Source organism: Pseudomonas sp. IPO3747 (assembly GCF_013385245.1).
In the GTDB taxonomy this organism is placed as follows: domain Bacteria; phylum Pseudomonadota; class Gammaproteobacteria; order Pseudomonadales; family Pseudomonadaceae; genus Aquipseudomonas; species Aquipseudomonas edaphica.
The window spans coordinates 1-25,201 of sequence record NZ_JACAQL010000014.1 but is presented as its reverse complement, the minus strand read 5'-3'; the positions used below and the strand labels follow the sequence as shown (position 1 = coordinate 25,201).

Genomic DNA, 25,201 nt, shown 5'->3' with positions numbered 1-25,201 from the left:
CGCTGGGAACATTGAATGAACGCATTCTTCAAGGGCGCGGGCAACCTGCTGCGCATCGTTTGGGTATGGAGCTTGTTGCTGGTGCTTTCCAGCGCGTGCCTGGTGTGGTTTTTCGGGCCTGTGCTGGCGGTGGATGACCACCGGTTCTGGCAAGGTGCTACGGCTCGGCTCGTGACTATCAGCGGGCTGTTTCTGCTATGGGGGCTGGCGATGGTCATTGCGGGCGCACGCCACAGCGCAAGGTCCAAAACCGACGAAAGCCGGGCCGACCGTCAGCATCCGGGGCTGGTAGAGGATGAGCGCAAACAGGTACGCGCCCGTTTCAAGGACGCGCTGCACACCTTGAAAACATCTCGCCACTATTTCGGGCGCAGCGTGCGCTCACGCAACGAACTGCCCTGGTACTTGTTGATCGGACAGCGAGGCAGCGGCAAGAGCGCTTTGCTGGCAGCGAATGGCTTGCAGCGCCCGCCGGATCATCTTCAAACCGCATCATCAGGGGCCAGCGCCTACTGTGACTGGTTCTTCGCCGATCAGGGCGTCCTGATGGAGAGTGCCGGACGCTACCTGGACCAGCCCGACCGCGCGGTCGATGCCGCAGGTTGGTCAACATTACTCGGGCTGCTCAAGTCCAGGCGGCGAGTACGTCCACTCAACGGCGTGGTGGTGACGTTGTCGGTGGACACCCTGTTGGGCAGCAATGAGCATGATCTGGAGCGCCATGCACGGCATGTGCATTCCAGGTTACAAGATATCCAGCAGACGCTGCATATCGATATTCCGGTTTATCTGGTGCTGACCCACGCTGACCACATCCCAGGCTTTACCGCGTTTTTTGATACGCCGCACGACAGCGCCGCAGAGGGCGTACTCGGTGAGCTGATCACTGGCAGCCACACGGGTGTGCCTATGGCGCAGGTGCGTCAGGTGTTCGAAACGTTGCTGCAGCGCCTGAGTGGCGAACTGGTGCAGCGCCTGCACCAGGAGCGCAATGTCGAGCGCCGTGGCTGGATGCTGGGTTTTGTGCCCCAGGTGGCACGCATCGGTGAGCGTTTATGCCTGTTTATCGAAGTTGCGTTCTGCGCCCATCGCAATCAGCGCATCCAGGGGTTGCGAGGTTTCTATTTGACCTGTGCCGGTGAGCGGCACGAACGCTTTGTCCAAGGTCTTTTCAACCAGGTGATTTTCGCCGAGGCCGATCTTGCGGGGCTGCACGCCGAGGAGCACCGACGCATTCGTTGGCAGCAGGCGGGATGGGCGAGCGCCGTAGCACTGGTCATCGGTGCGGCGGGCATGCTCTGGGTGCACAGCTATGGGATCAACCACCAACGCCTGGAGCTGTTGGCGCAGTTAGGTCAAGTTAATACGCCAGCCCCGGACGATGCGGACCATACGTTGGGGTTACTGACATTGCTGGACAATCGCCTGGCGGCCACCCGGGTGTTTCCGCCGGTGTCAGAGGCCGGCGTGCTGGAGAGAGCCGGACTGTTTCAGGGTGAAGTGAGCCGACCACCGTTGGTCAGTGCCTACAACGACGCCCTGCAGCAAATGGTCGCCCAGGTCGCTTCGCTGCTCGAAGAACAGGTGCGGTCGAGCCTTGGGGATCGCGAACGGTTACTGGATAACCTGCGCGCCTACCTGATGCTCAATCTGCGCGAGCGACGTGATGCCGGGTGGCTGGCGGAGCGCGTGGCGACTCGGTGGTCCGAGCGCTATGCCGGTGAGGCTTCGACGCAGGCGCGCCTGAGTGAGCACTTCGGCCGGCTGCTTGAACAACCTTTTGCCGCGCCACTCAATGATGAGCTGGTCGCCCAGGCTCGCCAGGTGCTGCGCGGAGAGTCGCTGGCAGACGTGGTATATCGCGTGCTGCGCGAGCAATCGCACACGCTGGAGCCCAGCCGTCTCACCGACGGCACTGTGTTCATGGCGCTGGACCAACCGATTTCCGGGTTTTACAGCAAGCGCTATGTGCAGTATTTCGACCAGCAAGGCCCGCGATTGGTTAACGCGATTGTCCTGGACAATTGGGTGCTGGGGCAGGCGACTGACCTCAGTGCGATGGAGTTGCGCCGGTTGATAGTCGAGCTCGAACAGCGCTATTTCAGCGAGTACGCCGATGCGTGGAGCCAGGCCCTGGGCCAGATCCGATTACGCGAAACCGAAAACCTGCGCCAGGACGCCGAACAACTGGCGAGCCTCACCTCGGCGCAATCACCACTGGTGTTGTTGTTACAGCAGGTGCGTGAAAATACCCGTTTGCTATCCACTGATGACCCAATGTCAGCGGTGCCCCACGAGGCCGGTGACGTGGCGGCTATCGCTCAGTCGATGGCTGCCCGTGTACGCGCGGGTGTTTTGCCCAAGCCCACAGGCGATGACGCTGCAAGACGCGCCTTGCAACGCCGTTTCGAGCCTTTGCATCAACTGCTTGATGAGCAGCAAAACCCGGGTGAGCAACTGACCCAGGCGTTGCGCCAGCTTGATGCTGTGCACCTGCAAATGGCAGCGCTGAACCGCGAAGGGTCACCGGAGCAGGCGGCTTTCCAGATGGTGAAACGGCGTATGGAAGGGCAACAACCTGGGTTGGGACAGTTACGCGATATTGCCGCACGTTTGCCGCTGCCGCTCAAAGGTTGGGTCGAGGGCCTTGCCGACGACAGTTGGCGGCATTTGTTCGATGAGGCCTATACGCATGTGAACCAACGCTACCAGAGCGAGGTGTATAGCCTGTATGCCAAGGCTATTCGCCAGCGTTACCCGTTCAATGCCCATGCCAGCAGCGACGTGGCCCTGGGCGACTTCGAGGAGTTTTTTAAACCCCAGGGCGTGCTGGCAAGGTTCCATGAAACCTACCTGCGCCCGTTTATCAGCGCCGACGGCGGGCGTTATCGCTTGCGCGGCCTGGAAGGCCAGAGCCTGCCAATGTCGCGCGCGCTGCTGGAGCAACTCGGCAAAGCGCAGACCATCCGCCGTGGTTTTTTTGGTGGCGACCCAGGCGAGTTGTCGGTTCGATTTACGTTGGCACCTTATAGCCTGGATCAGGCGGTCAGCCGCGCGGTGTTGAGCTTTGGCGGTCAGCAGTTGGAGTACCGTCATGGGCCGATTGTGCCTGTGACGTTCCAGTGGCCCAGCGAGGTGGAAAATGGTCGCAGCAGCCTGGTATTGGAACGAGGTGCACAGCGGCCGTTGGGCATCGAGAAGAACAGCGGGGCCTGGTCGTTGTTCCGGTTTTTTGACTTGCTGCACAGCGAGCCCGCCAGTGGGCGCGATGCGCAGATACTCAAGTCCGACCTCGCTGGTTTGCGTGCCAATTACCTGTTGGTCAGCCAGCGCACACCCAGCCCGTTTCAGATGGACACGTGGCGCACGTTCCGTTTGCCGGAGCGGCTGTGACCGCGCCGCAAGCCGCCGCAAACAGCGCGGCACGTACTCAACGTGGCAAGGCCAGGCAGCGCAACGAAGATGCGTTCCTCGACTGCCCCCAACAAGGTTGCTGGGCGGTTGCCGACGGTATGGGCGGCCACCGGGCCGGACACAGGGCCAGCCAATGGGTGGTCGACAGCCTTGCCGCGTTGCCGGTCCACGGTACGTTCGATCAGCGCATCGATGCGGTGCGGCGATGCCTGCAACGGCTCAATCAGTGTTGGGGGGATAACACCTCACCGCCGGCCGCAGGTCGCGACGACAGGATGGGCAGTACCGTGGTGGTCCTGCTGCTGGAGGGCCGGCGCGCAGCGTGTATCTGGGCGGGGGACAGCCGCTGTTACCTGTGGCGAGGCGGGCGGTTGTATCAGCTGTCGCGCGATCACTCACTGCTGCGCCAATTGATGGATGAGCAGCGATTGAGCCTGGCGCAGGCCCAGGCGCATCCCGACGCCAGGGCATTGACCCGCGCCGTAGGCGCGCGGCACCCGCTGAAACTCGAGGTGCTGGAGTTGGGCGCGCACCCAGGCGATGTGTTTGTGCTGTGCAGTGACGGTATGTACCAGGCGATGACGCACGCCGAGCTGGGCAGCGCCATGGACAGCGGTACGCCGCAACAGGTGGTGGCGCGGCTGTTCACGGCGGCGCTACGCGGGCCGGCGCGGGATGACCTGACGGCCGTGGTGGTGCGCGTATGACCACGGCACCTGGCATGCCCACCTTGCTGGCGGGGCGTTATCACCTGGAGCGCGTGTTGGGCTCGGGCGGCATGGGTGTGGTCTACCGGGCGCGCGACCTGCTGCATGAGCAGTTTGGCGAGCCCTGTTCCAGCGTGGCAATCAAGGTGCTCGGTGAGAATCTCCGCCTGGCGCCCGATGCACATGTGCTGCTCTACAGCGAGTTTGCCCTGACCCGCAGCCTGCAGCATGAGCGCGTGGTACGCATGTTTGCGTTTGAGGTGGATATCAGCAGCCAGATCGCGTTTTTCAGCATGGAGTTAATGCACGGTATGACCCTGGACCGGCTGCTGCTGGAGTGTCCCGATGGCTTGCCGTGGCGTGAGTTGCAGCCTCTGGCTGTGCAGCTGCTGGATGCTGTGGCGTATGTGCATCGTCAAGGTGTGCTGCATGGGGATGTGAAGCCGGTGAATATCATGGTGGGTGAAGAGGGCATTCGTTTGTTCGATTTCGGCCTCGGGCAGGCGACGGCGGAGGCGATGGCAGGGCTGGCGAGTGTGAGTCGTGATCGTTTTAATGCCTGGACACCGGCTTATGCTGCGCCGGAGTTGTTGGCGGGCGGTGCATTGACGGCGAGTGCTGATCTGTATGCGGTGGCGTGTGTGGTGTATGAGTTGGCCCATGGCAAACGCTTGGGCGAGCGTCGGGCCACTGAGCGGCTGGAGCGCCCCCGGCAGCTGCCCGCAGCGTGTTGGCCAGCCTTGCGCTTGGCGTTGGCGATGGATCCTGAGCGCCGAACGATCAGCGTGGAGGCGTTGGGCGAGGTTATGGCGCGTTGTCGATGGCGCTGGTTCAGGTAGCTATGGGTGCCTGCCAAGGTATCGATTTGGCCTACGCTGTGTATCGGCTGTTCTGTGGGAGCTGGCTTGTCGAATCGTCGCACCGCTGCGATGCAGCCATCTCGGTGTGTCAGGTGCACCGAGCTGATGCCATCGCAGGCAAGCCAGCTCTCACATGACCTACCCAGCCAATTCATGCAGCCGGCAGTACTCTTCCCACCCCAACCCCGCCATCTGGGCGACTTCTTTATGCACTTCCAGGCGCTGAGCCTCAAAAGTTTCAGCCGACTCGGCCGTCAACTTGAGCGTCAGCTCCCAGGCAAACAGATTCTGGCGCTCAGCCTCGGCCTCGAAAGCTTCATGCAAGCGCTCGGCGCGATACTGCGCGAGGGTTTCGCCTTTGGCTTGGGCGGCCAGAGGGTTGAGGGTATCCAGTTGCGTCGCCACCTGGGGGTGTTCATTCAAGAAACGGTCCAGGGCGCGCTGGTGGTTATCACCGGGTTCTGACAAGGGCTTACTCCTGATGGGATGAAGTGAATAGATGGGGTCACGCACAAGGCTTTGCAATCAGCTGGCGGGCAATCGCCACGTAGGCGGGCAGGGTCGCTGGCCTGGGCATCGAGAAAACGGGTTTGAGGGCTGACCTGACGGCCCCGATACACCGCGCAATCTGAAATTAATTCTGAATAATTAATTGTAGTGCGGCAAAAGCCTTTCGCTACCGGTAGGTGGCCGTGTAGCGTTACATGGGATTTTTGGGCACTGCCAAGCATGGGCAGAAAGCGATACGGGCAGAGGGACGGGGCATGGCGCAAACGCTGTTCAAACTTTTCCTCACCCAACGCCTGGCGGCCTTGGCCAGTACCGAATCATTGCGCGCCATCCGTGAAGGCTTGCTGTGGATCCTGCCGTGCCTGCTGGTGTCTGCCGGTTTCCTGATCTTGTCTGAATGCGCCAAGGTGCTGGGCTTCGATCCGCAGGTGGTGGCCTTTCTGTCGGGGTTGCATAACCAGATCAGCTCGGTGATCCCGCTGCTGGTGGCGGCATCGATTGGCTACATGCTCGCCATCCAGCACCGGCTGCCACAATTGCCCGTGGCATTTTTGTGCCTGGCCCACGTGGTGATCGCCACCTTTGTATTGCGCGACTACCCGCGAGCATCGGCGACGTTTGTATTGTTTATCGCCATCGCTTCGCCGCTGTTGAATGTGCCGACGATCGCCTGGCTGCACCGTTTCCGCTGGACGCGGCTGGTCAACGAAGACTTGGTGGGCCACAACCTGCGCGGCACCATCAACATGGTGGTGCCCGGCGCGATTACAGCGCTGTTGCTGGTGGTGGTGTTGTCGTTGATGTTGCAGATTCCCTATGTGGCGCAGCTACAGGGGCCGCAGGTACTGGATGCATTGCAAACGCCGTATGGCAGCGGATTGTTTGTGACCTTGATGAATTCGCTGCTGTGGTTTTTCGGCATTCACGGTGTGTACGCCATGCAGCCGCTGTTTGATGTACTGGACCAGGCCGTAGTGCTCAATGGCGCCGCGCTGGCGGCGGGTGAACCGGTCAAGTACCTGCTCAACAGTGGCCTGCTCGGTTCTTTCGCGTTTATCGGTGGGTCGGGCGGGGCGTTGTGTTTGCTGCTGGCGATCCTGTTGTTTTCCAAAAGCCAAACCATGCGTTTGCTGGCAATGGCCAGTCTGCCGCTGTCGTTGTTCAATGTCAGCGAAGTGCTGTTGTTCGGCTTGCCGATCATCCTTAACCCACGCTTGTTTATCCCGTTTCTGCTGGTGCCGGCGTTCAACACCCTGCTGGCATTGACGGTGGTGCAGTTGGGCTGGGTATCGCCGGCAGTGGCCAGCGTGCCATTTACCGCGCCAGTGCTGCTCAATGCCTACCTCAGCACTCACGGCGACGTGGCGGCGGTGGTGCTGCAAGTGGTGCTGTTGGGGCTGGGCACGCTGGTGTATGCGCCGTATGTGCGCGCGATTCATCGCCAGTCCAGTGAGGGTGGCACGGTGTACCTCAAGTCGTTGGACATGACCTTCCGTGGCCTCGAAGAGAAAGGCCGCCTGCTGGAATTGGACCCGGTGTTGGCGTCCCACAAGGCGGCCGCCCGTCAGGCAGTCGAACTGAGCCGTATCCAGCAGATCAGCGATTACGAGTTCTACCTGGAATTCCAGCCGCAAGTCTCGACCCGCACCGGCCTGTGCACCGGCTGTGAGGCGCTGATGCGCGCGCGGGACAGCCAGGGCACGGTGCATTCACCCTGGGAGTTCCTGCAATGGCTGGCCCAGGCGCGGTTGATGCCGGATGTTGATCTGTGGGTGGCGTCCCAGGCCGTGCGCCAATATCAGAAGTGGCAAAAGATCGGCTTTGCCTTGCCCATGACCATCAATATTTCCAGCGCCACGCTCACTCACGCAGGCTATGGCGAGCGCCTGGTGGAGATCCTCGCCCAGGCCTGTGGCCAGATCTCGGTGGAAATCACCGAAGATGCATTGGTGGGTGATGTCCAGGCCACCCGCCAGACCATCCAGAGGCTCCAGGCGATCGGCGCCAAGGTGTATATCGATGACTTCGGCACCGGGTTTTCGGCCTTGAGTTACCTGCATCAGTTTCCGGTGGACTTTATCAAGATCGACCGCAGTTTCGTGGTGGCCCAGCGCGACCCCAAAGGCGCCCAGGTGTTGACCGGCATGTTGCGCTTTTGTGAGGCGCTGAACCTGGGCGTGGTGGTCGAGGGCGTGGAGACCGCCGAGCAGTTGGCCTTTTTGAATACCGGCACCGAGCTGTTTATCCAGGGCTGGTATTTCAGCAAGGCGCTGCCCGGCGACCTGCTACCGGGCTTTGTCCGCAGGCGTGCGGCGGCTCAGGCTTAAGCGTGGGCGGACGCGTATTCGCGCCGGGTTTGTTCAATCGCTTCGACCAGGTCGTCGATACCCGCCAGGCGTGCACGGTTGTCATGGTCCCAGGGGTGAAAGCCCGGTTTGAAATAGTGCAACCACGGCCGCAGCATGCGTGGGAACACGCCCTTGGGCCCGTATAGAAACTTGAGCATGCGCCAGAACCCCTTCAGGTGCCCACCGGCTTTGCGGTCGGCCAACAGCAGGCGCACATGGAAATCAAACACGACCAGCCAGAACAGCAGCGTGGTGGTCAACATGGTGCCGGTGCGCAACAGATAGCGCATCGGCCCAGGCTTGATCACGGTGTTCCACACATCGAACGCCACGGCCTTGTGCTCGGTTTCTTCGAGGGCGTGCCAGTACCACATCTGCTGGTAGCCCTTGAGTGACTCGCCAAAACGCGACGGGTCGCTGAGCAGGATTTCCGCGAGCATCGCTGTGTAGTGTTCCAGGGCGATGGTCACCGCCAGGTTGAACGACGGTGGCAGGTGTTTCTTCTGCAGGTCGAGGAAGAACTTCAGGCGCTTGTCCAGTGTGTGCGCCGGCAGACCGGCCGCTTGCAAGTGATCGTTGTAGGCCACGTGTTCGCGGCTGTGCATGGCTTCCTGGCCGATAAACCCCTGGATTTCTTTCTTCAACGCCGGGTCGTCGATGCGCTGGCGGTAGTGGCGCACGCTGTCCATGAAAAACAGCTCGCCCTGGGGAAACAGCAGCGACAACGCGTTGAAAAAGTGCGTGATGAACGGGCCTTGTTCGTGCCAGTCCTTGATGCGCTCGGCAGGCAAGGCAAAACGGATATCGCGACGGATCGGCAGCATGGTGCGTGCTCCTGTTCAGAGTCGGGTTTCGTCGTTGGTTTCGAACACCGGCGTGCGCGGTTTGGGCGCCATACGCTTGCTGGCGAACACCACCAGGGCCTGATAGGCCGCCGGCAGGCACCGGGCGAGCAGGTCGAGAAAGTACGCGTCGCGACCGATCAGCACGCGGCGCTTGTTCTTGCGCACGGCGTGCAAAATCACCTTGGCGGCCTGGTCGGCGTCGGTGATGAAGAGTTTTTCGAAGTCGGCGCGGGCCTGTTGCTCGCTGTGAATCAGAAAGCCGGTCATGTTCGCGTCGATACGGCTGCTGCGGCAGATATCGGTGCGAATGCCGCCGGGGTGCACGCAGGTGGCGGACACACCGCAGCCTTGCAGGTCGAGCTCCTGGCGCAGGGATTCGGTAAAGCCGCGCACGGCAAACTTGGTCGCGTTGTAGCCGCTCATGCCCGGCTGGGCAAACAGGCCGAACACGCTGGAAGTATTGACCACATGCCCTTCGCCGCTGGCTTTGAGGTGCGGCAGAAACGCCTTGGTGCCATGCACCACGCCCCAGAAGTTGATGCCGACGATCCACTCAAGGTCGGCATAGTCCACACCCTCGACGGTGCTCGACAGCGCCACGCCGGCATTGTTGAAGATCAGGTTGACCTGGCCATGCTCGGCCGCGCAGCGTGCGGCCCAGTCTTGCACGGCCTGGCGGTCGGCCACATCGACGACGTGGGTGGTGATCATGATCGGCGACAAGGTTGAAGACTTGATCAGCGCGAGGGTGTGTTCCAAGCCTTGGCTGTTCTTGTCCGAAAGCGCCAGGTGGCAACCTTCGCGCGCCAATGCGAGGGCCAGGGCACGGCCCATGCCGGAGGCTGCGCCGGTGATTGCCGCCACGCGGCCATTGAATGACTTCATGACAGGCTGCCTTCTGCAGTGGGTTGCGGGGCCACAACCGCGCGCGGCGCGGAGGCCGGCAACGGGTTGGCGAGGTAGTCCTTGAGGGCAAAGTGCCGGGTGACCTGCTTGAAACGCCAGGTTGAGCCGGGCCACAGCGTGGTGTTTTTGCCGGTGCGCGGGTCCAGGTACCAACTTTGGCAACCACCGGTGTTCCAGATGGTGTGCTTGAGCTTGTCCTGCAACTGTTGGTTGTAAGCCTGCTCGACGGCGGGTTTGACCTCGACCGTGGCAATGCGCTGGTGCTGCATGTGCTTGAGCGCATCGAGGATGTAGGCGACCTGGGCCTCGATCATCAGAATCATCGAGTTATGCCCCAGGCCCGTGTTAGGCCCGACAATCAGGAACAGGTTGGGATAACCCGGCACCGTCGTACCTTTATAGGCGTGGGCGCCGTCGCGCCAGGCGTCCATCAGGTCGATACCGTCGCGGCCGATGATGCAGTCGCGGGGGAGTGGATCGGTGGCCTGGAAACCGGTGCCGAAAATCAGGCAGTCGGCCGGGTGCTTGATGCCGTCGCTGGTGATCACGCCATCGGCTTCGATGCGCAGCACCGTGTCGGTGACCACCTCGACATTGCTGCGTGACAGCGCCGGGTAGTAGTCATTGGAGATCAACACGCGCTTGCAGCCGATGGTGTAGTCCGGCGTCAGGGTTTTGCGCAGGGAAGGGCGCGCCACCTGTTTGCGCAAGTGGCGCAGGGCGATCTTCTGCACCATCTTCATCAGCCGCGGGTGCAGGGCAAAGCCCACCACGCGGCCTTCCAGCGCCCAGTAAAAGGCGCCGCGCACCAGGCGTTGGGTAAACGGCAGGTGTTTGAAGGCCCAGCGTTCGAGCCTTGAAATCTCGCGATCCGGCTTGGGCATGATCCACGGTGGCGTGCGCTGGAACAGGTCCAGGTGCGCCACCTGCGGGGCAATCTGCGGCACGAACTGGATCGCACTGGCGCCGGTGCCGATCACCGCCACGCGCTTGCCTTTCAACGAATAGTCATGATCCCAGTGCTGGGAGTGAAAGCGTTTGCCCTTGAAGCTGTCCAGCCCTGGAATATCCGGCAACGCCGGGCGTGACAGGCCGCCCATGCCCGACACCAACACCCGCGCGCTAATCTTGCGGCCATCGCTGAAACTCAGTTGCCAGCGTTGCTGCTGCTCATCAAACACCGCACGTTGCAGGCCCATGCCGAAGCGCAAATAGGGCGCCAGCCCGAACCGCTGCGCGCAGTGCTCAAGGTAAGCGCGGATCTCCGCCTGTGGCGCAAATTGCCGCGTCCAGTTGGGGTTGGGCGCAAACGAATACGAATACACATGGGACTGCACGTCGCAGGCGCAGCCAGGGTAGTGGTTGTCACGCCAGGTGCCACCGAGGGTGTCGGCCTGCTCGGCGATAAAGAAGTCGGTAAACCCGGCTTCCTTGAGTTTGATCGCCATGCACAGGCCGGCAAAACCTGAACCGATGATGGCGATGTCGATGGAATCAGTGTGGGCATTCATAGGCTGTCCCTCATGGGCATCAGATGTGCTCCTGTTTTTGTTTTGTCTTTTAGATAGAACACCATTGCAAAGAAAAAATGAATTAATTATTTTAAAAAAGATTTTAAATAATCTACCTGAAAATATCGCCTACGCTAGGACCTTGTTCGCAATGTGCGCCTTGTCCGACAGACGCGCACGCTATGCAGCAAGTCCGGGTCCAGGGTGTGGACGGTGGCTGAGGCCTTGACCAATACCGGTCAGGGAGCAGCAGCAGGGAAGCAGAGGACCGAGCTATGGCGGTTGAATGGGTTGTTGCTGCGGGTGTGTTGGTGGGCGCCAGTGCGCTGCTGTGGGGCTTGAGTGCCTGGATGACACGGCGTATAGAAACCACCGTTCCGATCAACGGGCGTTTCGTCGAGGTCGATGGCGAGCGCTTTCACTATGTCGAAGAAGGTAAAGGCCCACCGCTGGTGATGATTCACGGGCTGATGGGCAGCAGTCGCAACCTCACCTATGCGTTGTCCGGGCAATTACGTGAACGCTTTCGGGTGATTACGCTGGACCGTCCGGGCTCCGGCTATTCCAGCCGGGGCGCACACACGGCGGCAGATCTGCCGGCCCAGGCCCGGCAGATTGCTGCGTTTATCAAGACCCTCGACCTGGATAAACCGCTGGTGCTGGGGCACTCCCTTGGCGGTGCGATTGCCCTGGCCTTGGCGCTTGATCATCCGCATGCGGTATCCGGCCTGGTCCTGGTTGCGCCGCTGACCCACCCGCAGCTCCTGTTGCCGCTGGTGTTCCTGTCACTGGCCGTACGCCCGGCCTGGTTGCGTCGTTGGGTGTCGCACACCCTGACCCTGCCCGTGGGGCTTTTGACCAAAGGTTCGGTGGTCAAGGGCGTGTTCGCCCCCGATACCGCGCCACCGGACTTCGCCACCCGTGGCGGCGGGCTGCTGGGGATGCGCCCGGACAACTTCTACGCCGCCTCCACCGAGATCAACACAGTCAACGATCACCTGCCGGACATGGTCAAGCGCTACCCGCAACTGACCTTGCCCATCGGCCTGATCTATGGCGCGCGCGACAAGGTGCTGGACTTCCAGAAGCACGGCCAGGCCCTGGCCAGCAAGGTGCCGGGGCTGAAGCTGCAAGTGGTGGAGGGCAGGGGCCATATGCTGCCGATCACCGCCACAGAGCGTGTGGTGGCGGTGGTGGAGCAGATTGCCAAGCGCGTCAAACCGCCGCAAAACGACCCGCTTGCGCAAGGGCCATTGGCCCTGGTGGGTAAGTAGCTGGGTAAGTAGTTGGGTAAATGATTGTGCAATCCGACTCGCGGTTCAACGGCGTCGATGCCTGCTTTAGACACCTGACCAAACGGCTGAAAAAGAGACTGCCCGGTCACGTTAAAAAGCCTTCGAGAAACTAGTTGACGACCTAACGATTCCGCGCTATTAATTTTAAAAAATTATTTCAATGTGTAATTTGAAACAGTTTTTGAAATGCCTAAGAGCGAATAAAATAATGAAAAAAACGCCTTTTATCGCATACCCAACCTGCCTCGTTCGGAGGCTGCCATGAATCAGACTATGGCAAGCCCAACCGTCTGGACCGACGGCAAGCGTCACCTCTGGTGGCTCGGCATCATGCCACTGGCAACCCCCTTGCTGTCCGGCGCCCTGGCAATTACCACCGGCGTACAGCAACTGTGGTGGGTCGGTGTGCTGGTGATCTTCGGCCTTATCCCGCTAATCGACGGCCTGCTCGGTGAAGACGTCAGCAACCCACCCGAATCCGCCGTCAACCACCTCGAATCCCAAAGCTACTACCGCTGGATCGTCTACACCGGTGTGCTGTTCGTCATCTCGTCGGTGGTGATCACCGGCTGGCTCGCCGCCGGCGGCATCGACTGGATCATCAGCGGCGGTCTGCTGAACGCCACCGCCCACCTGGACCCGTCGAGCGGGCTGGCCAAAACCGCCGCCTTCATTACCGCGCGTACTGAGTTGCACGGTGCGGTCAGCTGGTTCACTTACCTGGGCATGGCGATGTCCACCGGTGCCGCCACCGGCATTGCCATCAACACCGCCCACGAGTTGGGGCACAAACCCAAGCCGCTGGAAGTGTTCCTGGCCAAAGTCACCCTGGCGCCGACCTTCTACGGGCACTTCTACACCGAACACAACCGTGGCCACCATGTACGCGTCGCCACCCCGGAAGACCCGGCCAGCTCGCGCCTCGGTGAGAGTTTCTGGGCGTTCCTGCCGCGCTCGGTGTGGTTCAGCGCCGTGTCAGCCTGGAACCTGGAGCGCGAACGCCTGCGCAAACTCGGCCTGCCGGCCTTGCACTGGAAGAACGCGGTGCTCAGCGCCTGGATGTACAGCCTGGTGTTGTGGGGCGCGATGATTGCCTGGCTGGGCGCGGCAGTGATTCCGTTCCTGATCATCCAGGGTATCTACGGGTTCTCGCTGCTGGAAGTGGTCAATTATGTCGAGCACTACGGGCTCAAACGTCAGAAGTTGCCCAACGGCCGTTATGAGCGTTGTTCACCTCGGCATTCGTGGAACAGCAATCGGATTGTCACCAATATCTTTTTGTTCCAACTTCAGCGGCACTCCGATCACCATGCCAACCCGACCCGCAGTTACCAGTCGCTGCGCCACTTTGATGAATCGCCGCAACTGCCTTACGGTTACGCCAGCATGATTGTCTGGGCCTATGTGCCGTACTTGTGGCGACGTCGCATGGACCACCGTGTCTTGAACCACTATGCCGGGGATATCACCCTGACCAATCTTCAACCGTCACAGCGGTTGAAGTATCTGGAGAAGTACAGCAACAGCGCGACGCCGTTTTAATCTGAACTAACGCCTGTGTGATTGAACTCGGGGTCTGTGTACCGCGCAGGCCTTCATCGCCCAGGATTTATCGGTTTTAGTGCAAGTCAGTGGTTTGACCCTACAACAATAATTTCAAGGGAAGGACGTACACCATGCAAAGCCCTGCCACCTTTACCGCCCATGTCATCCTGGCCGCACTGGGCCTGATGGTTTACCAACAAGCCCAGGCTGCGCGTATCGAGCCGGCCGGCAGCGCCTTTACGGCCCAAGGCCCGATCAGTTTTTCCAAGGGCGCGCTGATCAGCGCCGACTGCACCATCAAAGTGGCCGGCAAGGTCGCGGCCAATGGGGCGTCGGTGAATGTCGATAAAGTTGAATTCGACGGCGGCCTGAAATGCAGCCGCGTCGAGGCCATCAACTTGCCGTGGGTATTGATTGCCAAAGACACTAAAAGCGGCTCGATGTCGAACATCAGCGTGGATGTGCATGCCTTCGGTTTAGGCGGCAAGTGCGGCCCGTCGACCGCCGACGGTACTTGGGATAACGCCACCGGCAAGTTGGAAGCGACGAATGTGCCAATCGGCGAAGACTGCAAGATCAAGACGGTGTCGATCAAGATGCCGCCGAACTTCAAAGTGGTCGAATAAACGAATTCTAAAACTGTAGCGGTATAGGTATTGAAATTTGGCTGGAAAGGGAAGTTCTGCAGTTTCACCGTGACCTCTCGATCATGGCCATTACCCCTGGCGAACTGACTCGCCATAACATGTGAGGAAAAACAATGAAAAGCTTGAAAACTCTCGTGTCGTTGACTGCTCTGGCTGTTTGCATGGGTGCTGCTTCCATGGCGAGTGCAGCCACTATTTCTCCTGCAGGCACGGGCTTTTCCACGCCTGCCGGGACCATTGAGGTGTCGTCGCCAGCGTCGTTCGGTGCGCCTGTTTCCTGCAATATCGTGTTCACCGGTAGTGTGGCCGCCGACGGTTCCGCCGCTGCTATTACGGGCGCGACTGTCAGTGGTGCCAACCCACTCTGTGGCGTGCCGGTGCTGCTGGGTCTGCCTTGGACCTTGACGCCAACCTCCACGAGCACCGGTGCAGGTGTGTATGCGGGTACCGTGTCCGGCGTCAACTTCAAGATTGTCAGCAACTGCGCCAGTGGCCCGGTCACTATCAATGTGCTCTACAACAACAACACCCACGCCATCACCGTTCCATCTGCTCAAACGGTCGGCAGCTGCAAAATCACTGCTCTGAACGCCGCTCCAAGCCCAGCACTCACTGTAAATCCTTGATAGCAACGCGTTGGACGTGATGATCACACGTTGAAATGCAGGTGCCCCTCTCGGGGCACCTGTTGAGGAAAACCAGGGACGGTAGGCCCGGCCGTGGTGGATAAAAATAATAAGGAGTGGAGCATGAATAATAAGAAACAACCGGCCCAGACGTTTATCGGCCTGGCATTGTTGGGCGGTCTCATGGTCGCGGGCGGTTCGGTGCAGGCCGGTGGCTTCTCGACTCCTACATTTGGTGCCCAAGGTTGGGGTCGTGCGTTCGGTGGTGGTTCGTTGTTCAAGGACGACCCGTCCTCGGCGTACAACAACCCGGCTGCCATGGCGTTTATCGATCAAACTATCGCGCAGCAAAACGTCATTTATGCGCGCGTCAATATCAAGTTCAAAGGCAATGCCACTGATTACAAAGGCGACCCAGCTTCTGTAGGGGTATTGGACGAGTTTGGTGGCGTTACCTCTACGCCGCGTACGGGTGATGGTGGCGAAGGCGGGTTCACCGCTTGGCTGCCGACCGGGTTCCTGGTGATACCCATTAACGATCGTTTCAGTGTTGGTCTAAGCCAGGTGGTGCCCCAGGGGATGAAGTCGACCTGGGACCCGGATTGGAAAGGCCGCGATTTTGCCGTAGACACCAAAATCGAAACCGTGGGACTGACCGGTTCGCTGTCCTTCAAAGTTAACGACCAGTTCTCTATCGGTGGCGGCGCCATCGTTCAGCATACGAGTGGGTTTGTCAGCCAGAACGTCGACTTGTACGCAGCAGCGGCAGTTTCACCGGGGCTGGGCGGCTTTGGTATTCCCTTTCCATCCGGGGTGGGCCAATCGCTGATTCGGGTCAAGGTCGATAATACGTCTGTGGGCTGGTTTGGCGGCATGGCGTGGAAACCCACCGACCAGGATACCGTTGGCTTCAACTACCACGCCAAAATCAAGAACAAGCTGGAGGGCAAGTACAAATTCAATGCCGACCCAGGAAGTCGGTTACTGATGACTGACGTAGGCGGCGACGGCTTGACGCTGGTTGAGCGCGCTTACCCAGGCTTGAAACTGTTCCCGGACGGTGCCAACGCCAGCACGCAACTGGACATCCCGGCGACTGCTGCCATCGACTGGGTACACGTGTTCAATGACCGCTTCACCCTGGGCGCCAGTGCCTTGTGGACCCAGTGGTCGTCCTTCAAGGCCCTGACGTTGAAGTCTGACGGCAATACCATTGTGTCGATTCCTTACAAGTACAAAGACGTGATGATGTACTCGCTGGGCGGCGACTATAAGCTCACTGACGATTTCACTCTGCGTGCCGGTGTTGCCTATGATCAGACGCCTACCCGTGACTCCACGCGTGACCCGCGCATTCCTGACGGTGATCGTTATTTCGCCTCGTTGGGTTTTGGCTACAACATCAAAGCGGTTCCAGGCTTGAGTGTTGACGGCGCCTACTCGCGGCAGTTTGTACAGGAGGTCAAGCTCAAGACCGTCAACGAAGATCGCCTTGGGGCTGCGCGCCTGGATGGAAAGGTGGACAGCAAAGGGGAGGTGGTAAGCCTGTCGGCCACGTATAAGTTCTAACCCACAATCTGTGCGTGCTCAGGTGTGAAGTGGTCAGTCAGCGCATCTTTCTGGCGCTTCACACCCGTGCTGCAAATGTCCTGGTTTTAATGTTTTCCCAATGCAGAAACTGGCTGACTCGATCAGCCTATTTTTTTTCGTCAAAGCATTAAATAAAAATTTCAAAACAAAATTTGAATTTGTCCCTTCAAGTTTGTAGTGTGGTTTTACGCCCTCGTTCATCCCGAACGAGCGACGCGCATGCCATACCCTGAATTGAGTAGAGGTATCCCATGGTTATCTGGTTATTGTTGGGTGTCGCCGCCGCGATTGCCCTGGCCTATCGACAAGCCGCTGCTGCCCTGTGGCTGGGCGTCGGCCTGGTCTGGCTGGCGCTTGGTTATCTGTTCAATGTGGTCGCAGGCTTTGGCGCCAGCGTCGCGGCCATTCTGGTGGTACTGCCCGCCGTGCTGATGACGATCAAGCCGCTGCGCCGCACGCTGCTGACCAGCAAGGCCCTGGGCCTGTTTCGCACGATCATGCCGGCGATGTCTGACACCGAGCGCGCGGCCATCGAGTCCGGCACCGTGTGGTGGGACGCCGAGCTGTTCAGCGGCAAGCCCAACTGGCAGCGCTTGCTGCAAGCCGCGCCTGCCAGCCTGAGCGCCGAAGAGCAGGCGTTTCTCGATAACGAAGTGGAAACCCTCTGCGACATCGCCAACGACTGGGAAACCACCCAAGTCTGGCAGGACATGTCCCCCGAAGGCTGGCAGTACACCAAGGACGCCGGGTTCCTGGGCATGATCATTCCCAAGCAGTACGGCGGCAAAGGCTTCTCCCACTTTGCGCATTCGCAGGTGGTGATGAAGCTGTCGACGCGTTGCTCGGCCGCGGCGATTTCGGTGATGGTACCCAACTCCCTCGGCCCGGCTGAACTGCTGCTGCATTACGGCACCGATGCCCAGCGCAATTACTATTTGCCGCGCCTGGCACGCGGCGAAGACATCCCGTGCTTTGCCCTCACCAGCCCGTATGCCGGTTCCGATGCCGGGGCGATTCCAGACCTGGGCATCGTCTGCAAAGGCGTGCATGAGGGCGAGGAAGTGCTGGGTTTCAAAGTGACCTGGGACAAGCGCTACATCACCCTCGGCCCGATTGCCACGGTGCTGGGCCTGGCGTTTCGTGCCGAAGACCCGGATGGCTTGCTCGGCAAGGCTGGTTCGCTGGGCATTACCTGTGCGTTGATCCCCACCTCCCACCCGGGCGTGAACAGCGGTCGTCGGCATTGGCCGCTGAACGCGGTGTTCCAGAACGGGCCGACCACCGGCAAGGATGTGTTCATTCCGCTGGAATGGGTGATCGGCGGCCGCGAACAGGTCGGCAATGGCTGGCGCATGCTGATGGAATGTCTGGCGGCCGGGCGCGCCATTTCGCTGCCGTCGGCCAACGTCGGCCTGGGCAAGGTCGCGGTACGCGGCACCACGGCTTATGCGGCGATGCGCAAGCAGTTCGGCCTGCCCATCGGCAAGTTCGAAGGCGTACAGGCGCCCTTGGCGCGCATGGCCGGGCATTTGTATGCCTGCGATGCGGTGCGCAAGGTCTCGGTGGCGTCTTTGGATGCCGGTGAAAAGCCCTCGGTGATCTCGGCGATTGCCAAGTACCACGTCACCGAGCGCGCGCGGATGATCGTCAACGACGGCATGGACATCGTGGCCGGCAAAGGCATCTGCATGGGGCCAAACAATTTCCTGGCTCGCGCTTACCAGCAAAGCCCGATTGCGATCACCGTGGAAGGCGCGAACATCATGACCCGCTGCCTGATCATCTTTGGCCAGGGGCTGATTCGTTGCCATCCGTATGTGTTCCGCGAGATGGAAGCGGCGCACAACCCGGATCGACGCAAAGCCCTGGAAGCTTTCGACAGCGCGATGTTCGGTCACCTGAGTTTCGTGTTGGCCAATACCGTGCGCGCTGCGGTGCATTCGCTGACAGGCGGGCGGCTGCTTGCCGCACCGGCCAAGACCGACCCGGCGCTGGCGTCCTACTACCGCCAGGCCAATCGGCTGTCGGTGGTGCTGGCATTGATCTCGGATGTGTCCATGGGCGTGCTCGGCGGTGCGCTCAAGCGCAAGGAAAGTATCACCGGGCGCTTGGGCGATATTCTGTCGCAGCTGTACATCTTGTCCTGCGTGCTCAAGCGTTTTGAGGACGACGGGCGGCCCCAGGCCGACTTGCCGCTGGTGCACTGGTCGGCCCAAGACGCGTTGCTGCGTGCCCATGAAGCCCTGGCCGAAGTGCTCGACAACTACCCGTCGAAACCGGCGGCAGCCGTGGTGCGTGCCTTGAGTTTCCCGTTCGGTATTCCCCAGCACAAACCCTCGGACCGCCTGCTGGCCCAGGTGGCCGATGTGGTGCAAACCCCCGGCGAAACCCGCGACCGCTTGCTGGCCAATTCCTACATCCCGCGCCCGGAAATCGACAAGCTGGCCTATGGCGAATTGGGCTTCCGGCTGTTGCCGCAGGTGGAGCTGATCGAGGCGCGGCTCAAGCCCGCGATCAAGCAGGGCCTGATCGAACCGATGCCGATTTCCGCCACCGCCTTTACCGCCTGGCGCGTCAAGGCGCGGGCGCTGGACCTGATCAGTGATGAGGAAGACAGCTTGCTCGGGCGTTACGTGGAATATGCCGACCACGGTATTCAGGTTGACGACTTCCCGCAGGATTTTGGCTTGCTGGAGGCTTTGCAGCAGCGTCAACAGGCGTTGGAGCCCAAGGCCAAACGCCGCAACAGCCAAAGCGAAAACGCCTCGGTCAACTAGAAAGCACGCGGTCCATGTGGGAGCTGGCTTGCCTGCGATAGCGGTGTATCAGACAGATCGCTATCGCAGGCAAGCCAGCTCCCACAGTTGATCGGGTTTACAGGGAAAGAATGTTTTATGAGTGACAGCTACTTATCCTTCGTCAATTCCCCTTGGGGCCGGCGGCTGGCCCAGGCAATCGGCCTGCCGCAACCCTTGCCCTTGCAACGCCACCGCAGCGACCAGCAAGGCCTTGCCAACCCGGTGATTGTCGCCGGGGCAGGGCGCCTCGGTGCGCAGGTGCAACAGCTCTTCAAAGACACCGATACCGTCGCCGCCACGCCGGCAACCCTCAAGGCACCGTCCACGGTCAAGGTGCAGGGCGCGGTGTTCGACGCCACGGCCGTGCTCGACCTGCAACAACTCGACGAGCTCTACCTGTTCTTCCACGCCAATGCCAAGCGCCTCGGCCAGCACGGCCGCGTGGTAGTGCTCGGCACGGCGCCGGAACATTGCCAGGACTTGCCCCAGGCCATCGCCCAGCGTGCCCTTGAAGGGCTGGTGCGCTCGCTGGCCAAGGAATTGCGCCGTGCAATTACGGTGCAGTTGATCTACGTGGCGCCGGGCGCCGAAGACGCACTGGACAGCAGCCTGCGGTTCTTTTTATCGCGCCGCTCGGCCTATGTGTCGGGCCAGGTGGTGCGCCTGGACAAACCCGTGGACGCCCAGGGCACGGTGAACTGGGACAAACCCTTCGCCGGTCGCCGTGCCCTGGTCACCGGCGCCTCACGTGGCATTGGCCTGGCAATTGCCCAGGTGCTGGCCCGCGACGGTGCTCATGTGGTGTGCGTGGACGTGCCCCAGGCCCAGGCAGCGCTGCTTCCAGCCGCCGACAGTGTGAACGGCTCGGCCTTGCCGCTGGACATCACCGCAGCCGATGCGGCCGCGCTGTTGCAGGCGCATGTCAGCCAATACGGCGCATTCGACGTGGTGGTGCACAACGCCGGGATCACCCGCGACAAAACCATCGCCAAGATGACCGAAGCCGCCTGGCGCAGTGTGCTGGCGGTCAACCTCGAAGCGCCGTTGCAGCTCAGCAGCGCACTGTTGGAGGGGCGAGGCTTGAACCCTGGCGGGCGGATTGTGTGCGTGTCGTCGATTTCCGGTATCGCTGGCAACCTCGGGCAAAGCAACTACGCCACCTCCAAGGCGGGCGTGATTGGCCTGGTGGAGGGCCTGGCACCCCAGGCGGCCGCGCTGCAAGTCACGGTGAATGCGGTGGCGCCGGGGTTTATCGAAACCCAGATGACCGCGAATATCCCGCTGATGATCCGTGAGGCCGGGCGGCGCATGAACTCACTGTCCCAGGGCGGGCAGCCGATCGATGTGGCCGAGACCATCGCCTGGCTGGCGCACCCGGCGTCCGGCGGGGTCAATGGCCAGGTGGTACGGGTGTGCGGCCAAAGCCTGCTGGGAGCCTGAACCATGGACTATGTGACGCAGATCATCGACCCGCCACCGTCGCGCACCCAGCTGTTGCTGGACGGCGTGCGCGCACTGCGCAAACCCAAGCTTGACGGGCCGCCGCCGCTGCCCACCGCGCGCCTGGTGCGCTCGGCGGTGGAGCTGAGCGCAACTGGCATCGCCGCCTATGGCCGCGCCTGCGGTTTTCGCCGTGAGCAGGGCGTGCCGCTGTCCTATCCGCATGTGCTGGCGTTCCCACTGCATTTGATGCTGCTGACCCGGCCGAGCTTTCCGTACCCGGCCAGTGGCATGGTGCACCTGGCCAATCGCATTCGACAGCACCAGCGTTTGCGCGAAGGCCAGGCGCTGCGCCTGGAAGTGTACTGCGAGCGCTGGGTGGCGCACCCCAAGGGCCAGGCGCTGAGCATCGCCACCCGCGCCTTTGCGGCGGATACGTTGGTGTGGGAAAGCGACAGCCTGTACCTGCGCCGCGACGTCAAAGACCCGCTCGGCGAACCCTGGGACGACGCGCTGCCCTTGCAGGAAGACGGCCTGTTGCGCACCCAGCGCTGGATGCTGCCGGCCGACCTGGGGCGCCGGTTTGCCAAGGTCTCGGGGGATTTCAACCCGATTCACACCTCGGTGATTGGCGCCAGGATCTTCGGCTTTCGCCGCGCCATCGCCCATGGCATGTGGACCCTGGGCCGCGCACTGGCGGCGCAACAACCGCCGGGCGGGCTGGATCAGGCGCAAGCGCATTGCGACTTCAAGCTGCCGATCTTCCTGCCCGGCCAGGTCGCGCAATGGAGCCGCCCGGTGACCGGGCCGCGCCGTGAGTTTGAAGTGCGCAATGTTGCCGGTGATAAACCGCATATGCGCGGGCTATTTATCTGGAACGAGAGCCATCAATGAGTGACTACAGTTTCAACCCGGCCCCGACCCGCCGCGTGGCGATTATCGGCGGCAACCGTATCCCGTTTGCCCGTTCCAACACCGTGTATGCCCACGACAGCAATCAGGACCTGCTGGTGGCGGCCCTGCAAGGCCTGGTGGAGCGCTATCACCTGCACGGCCAGCGCCTGGGTGAGTTTGCTGCGGGCGCGGTGATCAAGCATTCGCGGGATTTCAACCTGGCGCGTGAGGCGTTGCTGTGCACCACGTTGTCGCCCGAAACGCCCGCTTACGATGTACAACAAGCCTGCGGCACTGGCCTGGAAGCGGCCTTGCTGGTCGCCAACAAGATCGCGCTCGGCCAGATCGAAGTGGGCATCGCCGGTGGCGCCGACACCACCTCCGATGCGCCCATCGGCATCAACGAATCGCTGCGCCACACCTTGCTGGCGGCCAATCGCGCCAAGGGCATGGGCGCCAAGTTGAAGACCCTGCTGAAGGTGCGCCCGTCGATGTTTTTCAAACCGCTGCTGCCGCGCAATGGCGAGCCGCGTACCGGTTTGTCCATGGGTGAACACTGCGAAGAAATGGCCAGGCGCTGGCAGATCAAACGGCTGGCCCAGGATGAGCTGACCCTCACCAGCCACCAGCGCCTGGATGCGGCCTATAAACGCGGTTTTTTCGATGACCTGATCTGCCCCTATCGCGGGCTGGCGCGTGACAACAACCTGCGTGCCGATGCCAGCCTGGAGAAACTCGCCGGCCTTTCGCCCGCCTATGATCGCCAGAACGGCACGCTGACGGCGGGTAACTCCACGCCGCTGACCGATGGCGCCTCAGTGGTCTTGCTGGCCAGCGAAGCCTGGGCTGCCGAACAGGGTTTGCCGGTGCTTGCTTACTTGCGTACCGGCGAAACCGCTGCGGTGAACTTTGTCGACGGCACCGAAGGTTTGTTGATGGCCCCGGCATATGCCGTGCCACGCATGCTCAAGCGTGAGGGCCTGGGGTTTGCCGACTTTGACTTTTTTGAAATTCACGAAGCCTTTGCCGCCCAGGTGCTGTGCACGCTCAAGGCGTGGGAAGACCCCGAGTATTGCCGCGAGCGTCTAGGCTTGGACGCGCCACTGGGCGCCATCGACCGCAGCAAGATGAACGTCAATGGCGGCTCCCTGGGCTGTGGCCATCCGTTTGCCGCCACCGGTGGCCGGCAACTGGCGGCGCTGGCCAAAACCATCCATGAAAACGGTGGCGGGCGCGGCCTGATTTCGATTTGTGCAGCCGGCGGGCTGGGCATCACCGCCATCGTCGAAAAATAGCCTGATCAAAAACAACAATAAGGAGACTGCCATGAACGCTGTAAGCCAGGAACACACCGAACGGGTCTGGTTGAACGCCTACTTGCCGGGCGTGCCGGCGGACATCGAGGCCGGTATCGAGGCCTACCCGTCGCTGTGCGAGGTGTTCCTGGAGCACCTGGAAAAATTCCGCGAGCGGGTCGCCTACGTCAGCATCGGCACCGAAATGACCTATGCCGACTGGCAGGTGCAAGGCCAGGCATTTGCCGCGTGGCTACAGGGCCAAGGCGTGAAAAAGGGCGACCGGGTGGCGCTGATGATGCCCAACTGCCTGCAGTACCCGATCTGCCTGCTGGGCACGATCCTGGCCGGTGCGGTGGTGGTCAACGTCAACCCGTTGTACACCCCCCATGAACTCAAGCATTTGCTCAAGGACAGCGAAGCCGAAACCCTGGTGATCTTTGAAAACTTCGCCCACACCTTTGAAAAAGTCGCGCAGGGCAGCCGTGTCAAACGCGTGGTGGTGGCGGCCATTGGCGATCTGCTCGGCACCTTCAAGGGCGCGGCGATGAACTTCATCCTGCGTCGCGTGCAAAAACAGGTGCCAAAATTTCACCTGCCTGGCGCCGTGCGCTTCAACAACGTGTTGAAACAGGGACGGGCGCTGAACCACTTTCCGGTGGCGATGCACCTCGATGAGCTGGCGTTTTTGCAATACACCGGCGGCACCACGGGGGATGCGAAGGGCGTGATGCTCAGCCACCGCAATGTCATCGCCAATTTGCTGCAAGCCAAGGCCTGGGTTGGTGACCAGTTGGACCAGGACAAGCAGGAAACCAACGTGACCTTGTTGCCGCTGTACCACATCTTTTCGCTGACGGTGAATTGCCTGATGTTCATGTGCCTGGGCGGGCGCAACATCCTGATTGCCAACCCACGGGATGTGAAACGGGTGCAGATGATCTTGCGCAAGGAGCGTTTCAACGGCATTGCCGGGGTCAACACCTTGTTTAACGGCTTGCTCGAAAACAAAGAGTTCTGTGCGCGGGATTTCTCTGACCTGCGCATGGTGATTGCTGGCGGCATGGCCACGCACACGGCGGTGGCCAAGCGCTGGAAGGAGGTCACTGGGTTGCCGATTATTGAAGGTTATGGGCTGACCGAGTGCTCGCCGGTGGTGAGCATCAGCCCGATCAACATTGCTCGCATGCGTGAGATGGAATTCACCGGCAGCATCGGTGTGCCGTTGCCGTCGACCTGGGTGCGGTTTATGCGTGAGGACGGCGAGCTGGCGGACATTGGTGAACAAGGTGAACTGCAAGTGCGTGGCCCGCAGGTGATGCAGGGGTACTGGAAGCGGCCCAAGGAAACGGCTGAAGTGTTGGATACCGAGGGCTGGTTGTCCACCGGGGACATTGGGGTGATGGATGAGCGTGGGTATATTCGTCTGGTGGATCGCAAGAAAGACATGATCCTGGTTTCGGGGTTTAACGTGTATCCCAATGAGATTGAAGACGTGGTGGCGTTGCATCCCGGTGTGGGGGAGGTGGCGGCGATTGGTGTGGAGGATCCGGTGACGGGGGAGAAGGTCAAGATCATCGTGGTGCGCAAGGACCCGAGCTTGACCCAGGAGCAGATTCTGGCCCATTGCCGGGAGTATCTTACGGGGTACAAGGTGCCCAAGTATGTGGAGTTTCGCAGTGTTGAGTTGCCCAAGACTACAGTGGGTAAGGTACTGCGGCGGGCGTTGCGTTGATTTGATTTGAGGGTTAGGGGCTTTAAGTGTGGGAGCTGGCTTGCCTGCGATGGCGGTTTGTCGGTGTACATATCCGTTATTCGGGTAACGGCGGCTTATGGTTCCGCTCTTACAGCGGGTCACTTTTGGCAAACGCCCCAAAAGTAACCAAAAGGTCTTCGCCCCACCACTCGGCACCTCGCTAATGCTCGGTGTGCCCTCACTCCGGCTTGAATCCGTGGGGCCGCCGCGATGG

Annotated in this window: 18 protein-coding genes; 14 read left to right on the top strand and 4 right to left on the bottom strand. The window is 61.0% G+C overall.

The window, feature by feature from the left end:
* Window positions 1-15 precede the first annotated feature (15 nt).
* From tssM to HX790_RS18515, 3 genes are read left to right on the top strand one after another with little or no spacing between them, the layout of a single operon-like run.
* A complete protein-coding gene (gene tssM, locus HX790_RS18525) occupies window positions 16-3,393 on the top strand; it encodes a type VI secretion system membrane subunit TssM (protein WP_176991895.1) in 3,378 nt (1,125 codons plus the stop codon).
* Complete coding sequence (locus HX790_RS18520) at window positions 3,390-4,121, top strand: PP2C family serine/threonine-protein phosphatase (RefSeq protein ID WP_099547828.1); 732 nt, start codon at window positions 3,390-3,392, stop codon at window positions 4,119-4,121. The genes tssM and HX790_RS18520 overlap by 4 nt, the downstream gene beginning before the upstream one ends.
* The gene (locus HX790_RS18515; protein ID WP_099547829.1) at window positions 4,118-4,960 is read left to right on the top strand and encodes a serine/threonine-protein kinase; all 843 of its coding nucleotides are present in this window, start codon (window positions 4,118-4,120) and stop codon (window positions 4,958-4,960) included. The genes HX790_RS18520 and HX790_RS18515 overlap by 4 nt, the downstream gene beginning before the upstream one ends.
* A gap of 159 nt (window positions 4,961-5,119) precedes the next feature.
* Here HX790_RS18515 and HX790_RS18510 read toward each other — a convergent pair whose 3' ends face one another.
* On the bottom strand, window positions 5,120-5,449 hold the full coding sequence (locus tag HX790_RS18510; protein WP_169987799.1) for a DUF6388 family protein: 330 nt from the start codon (window positions 5,447-5,449) through the stop codon (window positions 5,120-5,122).
* A gap of 296 nt (window positions 5,450-5,745) precedes the next feature.
* Between HX790_RS18510 and HX790_RS18505 the strand changes: the two genes are divergently transcribed.
* Complete coding sequence (locus tag HX790_RS18505) at window positions 5,746-7,818, top strand: EAL domain-containing protein (protein ID WP_176991894.1); 2,073 nt, start codon at window positions 5,746-5,748, stop codon at window positions 7,816-7,818.
* Here HX790_RS18505 and HX790_RS18500 read toward each other — a convergent pair.
* Genes HX790_RS18500 through HX790_RS18490 form a run of 3 tightly spaced genes read right to left on the bottom strand, consistent with a single transcriptional unit; the run spans window position 7,815 to window position 11,101 of the window.
* Window positions 7,815-8,663, bottom strand: coding sequence for a metal-dependent hydrolase (locus tag HX790_RS18500; protein WP_099547831.1), 849 nt, complete (start codon window positions 8,661-8,663; stop codon window positions 7,815-7,817). The two genes, HX790_RS18505 and HX790_RS18500, sit on opposite strands and share 4 nt — an antisense overlap.
* A 15-nt stretch (window positions 8,664-8,678) precedes the next feature.
* Window positions 8,679-9,569, bottom strand: coding sequence for an SDR family oxidoreductase (locus HX790_RS18495; RefSeq protein ID WP_176991893.1), 891 nt, complete (start codon window positions 9,567-9,569; stop codon window positions 8,679-8,681).
* On the bottom strand, window positions 9,566-11,101 hold the full coding sequence (locus HX790_RS18490) for an NAD(P)/FAD-dependent oxidoreductase (protein WP_176991892.1): 1,536 nt from the start codon (window positions 11,099-11,101) through the stop codon (window positions 9,566-9,568). Before HX790_RS18490 ends, HX790_RS18495 begins: the two co-directional genes overlap by 4 nt.
* Before the next feature lie 275 nt (window positions 11,102-11,376).
* On the opposite strand from HX790_RS18490, the gene HX790_RS18485 reads away from it, so the two are divergent.
* From HX790_RS18485 to HX790_RS18440, 10 genes are all read left to right on the top strand, one after another.
* Window positions 11,377-12,375: an alpha/beta fold hydrolase gene (locus tag HX790_RS18485; RefSeq protein ID WP_176991891.1), complete on the top strand. Its 999-nt coding sequence runs from the start codon at window positions 11,377-11,379 to the stop codon at window positions 12,373-12,375.
* A gap of 282 nt (window positions 12,376-12,657) precedes the next feature.
* Window positions 12,658-13,938, top strand: coding sequence for an alkane 1-monooxygenase (locus tag HX790_RS18480; RefSeq protein ID WP_176991890.1), 1,281 nt, complete (start codon window positions 12,658-12,660; stop codon window positions 13,936-13,938).
* A gap of 134 nt (window positions 13,939-14,072) precedes the next feature.
* Window positions 14,073-14,567, top strand: a complete 495-nt coding sequence (gene praA, locus HX790_RS18475) for an alkane oxidation protein activator PraA (RefSeq protein ID WP_017136810.1) — start codon at window positions 14,073-14,075, stop codon at window positions 14,565-14,567.
* A 134-nt stretch (window positions 14,568-14,701) separates the two neighbouring features.
* On the top strand, window positions 14,702-15,214 hold the full coding sequence (gene praB / locus HX790_RS18470) for an alkane oxidation protein activator PraB (RefSeq protein WP_176991889.1): 513 nt from the start codon (window positions 14,702-14,704) through the stop codon (window positions 15,212-15,214).
* A 123-nt stretch (window positions 15,215-15,337) separates the two neighbouring features.
* The gene (locus HX790_RS18465) at window positions 15,338-16,783 is read left to right on the top strand and encodes an outer membrane protein transport protein (protein WP_017136808.1); all 1,446 of its coding nucleotides are present in this window, start codon (window positions 15,338-15,340) and stop codon (window positions 16,781-16,783) included.
* A gap of 272 nt (window positions 16,784-17,055) precedes the next feature.
* The gene (locus HX790_RS18460; protein WP_176991888.1) at window positions 17,056-19,581 is read left to right on the top strand and encodes an acyl-CoA dehydrogenase; all 2,526 of its coding nucleotides are present in this window, start codon (window positions 17,056-17,058) and stop codon (window positions 19,579-19,581) included.
* Window positions 19,582-19,698: 117 nt separating this feature from the next.
* On the top strand, window positions 19,699-21,042 hold the full coding sequence (locus tag HX790_RS18455) for a 3-oxoacyl-ACP reductase (RefSeq protein WP_176991887.1): 1,344 nt from the start codon (window positions 19,699-19,701) through the stop codon (window positions 21,040-21,042).
* Between the two features lie 3 nt (window positions 21,043-21,045).
* The gene (locus HX790_RS18450) at window positions 21,046-21,936 is read left to right on the top strand and encodes a MaoC/PaaZ C-terminal domain-containing protein (RefSeq protein ID WP_176991886.1); all 891 of its coding nucleotides are present in this window, start codon (window positions 21,046-21,048) and stop codon (window positions 21,934-21,936) included.
* Window positions 21,933-23,231: an acetyl-CoA C-acetyltransferase gene (locus tag HX790_RS18445; RefSeq protein WP_176991885.1), complete on the top strand. Its 1,299-nt coding sequence runs from the start codon at window positions 21,933-21,935 to the stop codon at window positions 23,229-23,231. Before HX790_RS18450 ends, HX790_RS18445 begins: the two co-directional genes overlap by 4 nt.
* A gap of 31 nt (window positions 23,232-23,262) precedes the next feature.
* Window positions 23,263-24,966 carry an AMP-binding protein gene (locus tag HX790_RS18440; protein ID WP_176991884.1) on the top strand — a complete coding sequence of 568 codons (1,704 nt, stop codon included), beginning with the start codon at window positions 23,263-23,265 and terminating at the stop codon, window positions 24,964-24,966.
* Window positions 24,967-25,201 lie beyond the last annotated feature (235 nt).

Excerpts from the sequence above, each read along its gene's own strand:
- praA (WP_017136810.1), top strand. The coding sequence starts at position 14,073 with ATGCAAAGCCCTGCCACCTTTACCGCCCATGTCATCCTGGCCGCACTG.
- HX790_RS18460 (WP_176991888.1), top strand. The coding sequence starts at position 17,056 with ATGGTTATCTGGTTATTGTTGGGTGTCGCCGCCGCGATTGCCCTGGCC.
- HX790_RS18485 (WP_176991891.1), top strand. The coding sequence starts at position 11,377 with ATGGCGGTTGAATGGGTTGTTGCTGCGGGTGTGTTGGTGGGCGCCAGT.
- tssM (WP_176991895.1), top strand. The coding sequence starts at position 16 with ATGAACGCATTCTTCAAGGGCGCGGGCAACCTGCTGCGCATCGTTTGG.
- HX790_RS18495 (WP_176991893.1), bottom strand. The coding sequence starts at position 9,569 with ATGAAGTCATTCAATGGCCGCGTGGCGGCAATCACCGGCGCAGCCTCC.
- HX790_RS18515 (WP_099547829.1), top strand. The coding sequence starts at position 4,118 with ATGACCACGGCACCTGGCATGCCCACCTTGCTGGCGGGGCGTTATCAC.
- HX790_RS18490 (WP_176991892.1), bottom strand. The coding sequence starts at position 11,101 with ATGAATGCCCACACTGATTCCATCGACATCGCCATCATCGGTTCAGGT.
- HX790_RS18440 (WP_176991884.1), top strand. The coding sequence starts at position 23,263 with ATGAACGCTGTAAGCCAGGAACACACCGAACGGGTCTGGTTGAACGCC.
- HX790_RS18500 (WP_099547831.1), bottom strand. The coding sequence starts at position 8,663 with ATGCTGCCGATCCGTCGCGATATCCGTTTTGCCTTGCCTGCCGAGCGC.
- HX790_RS18450 (WP_176991886.1), top strand. The coding sequence starts at position 21,046 with ATGGACTATGTGACGCAGATCATCGACCCGCCACCGTCGCGCACCCAG.
- HX790_RS18480 (WP_176991890.1), top strand. The coding sequence starts at position 12,658 with ATGAATCAGACTATGGCAAGCCCAACCGTCTGGACCGACGGCAAGCGT.
- HX790_RS18465 (WP_017136808.1), top strand. The coding sequence starts at position 15,338 with ATGAATAATAAGAAACAACCGGCCCAGACGTTTATCGGCCTGGCATTG.
- praB (WP_176991889.1), top strand. The coding sequence starts at position 14,702 with ATGAAAAGCTTGAAAACTCTCGTGTCGTTGACTGCTCTGGCTGTTTGC.
- HX790_RS18445 (WP_176991885.1), top strand. The coding sequence starts at position 21,933 with ATGAGTGACTACAGTTTCAACCCGGCCCCGACCCGCCGCGTGGCGATT.
- HX790_RS18455 (WP_176991887.1), top strand. The coding sequence starts at position 19,699 with ATGAGTGACAGCTACTTATCCTTCGTCAATTCCCCTTGGGGCCGGCGG.
- HX790_RS18505 (WP_176991894.1), top strand. The coding sequence starts at position 5,746 with ATGGCGCAAACGCTGTTCAAACTTTTCCTCACCCAACGCCTGGCGGCC.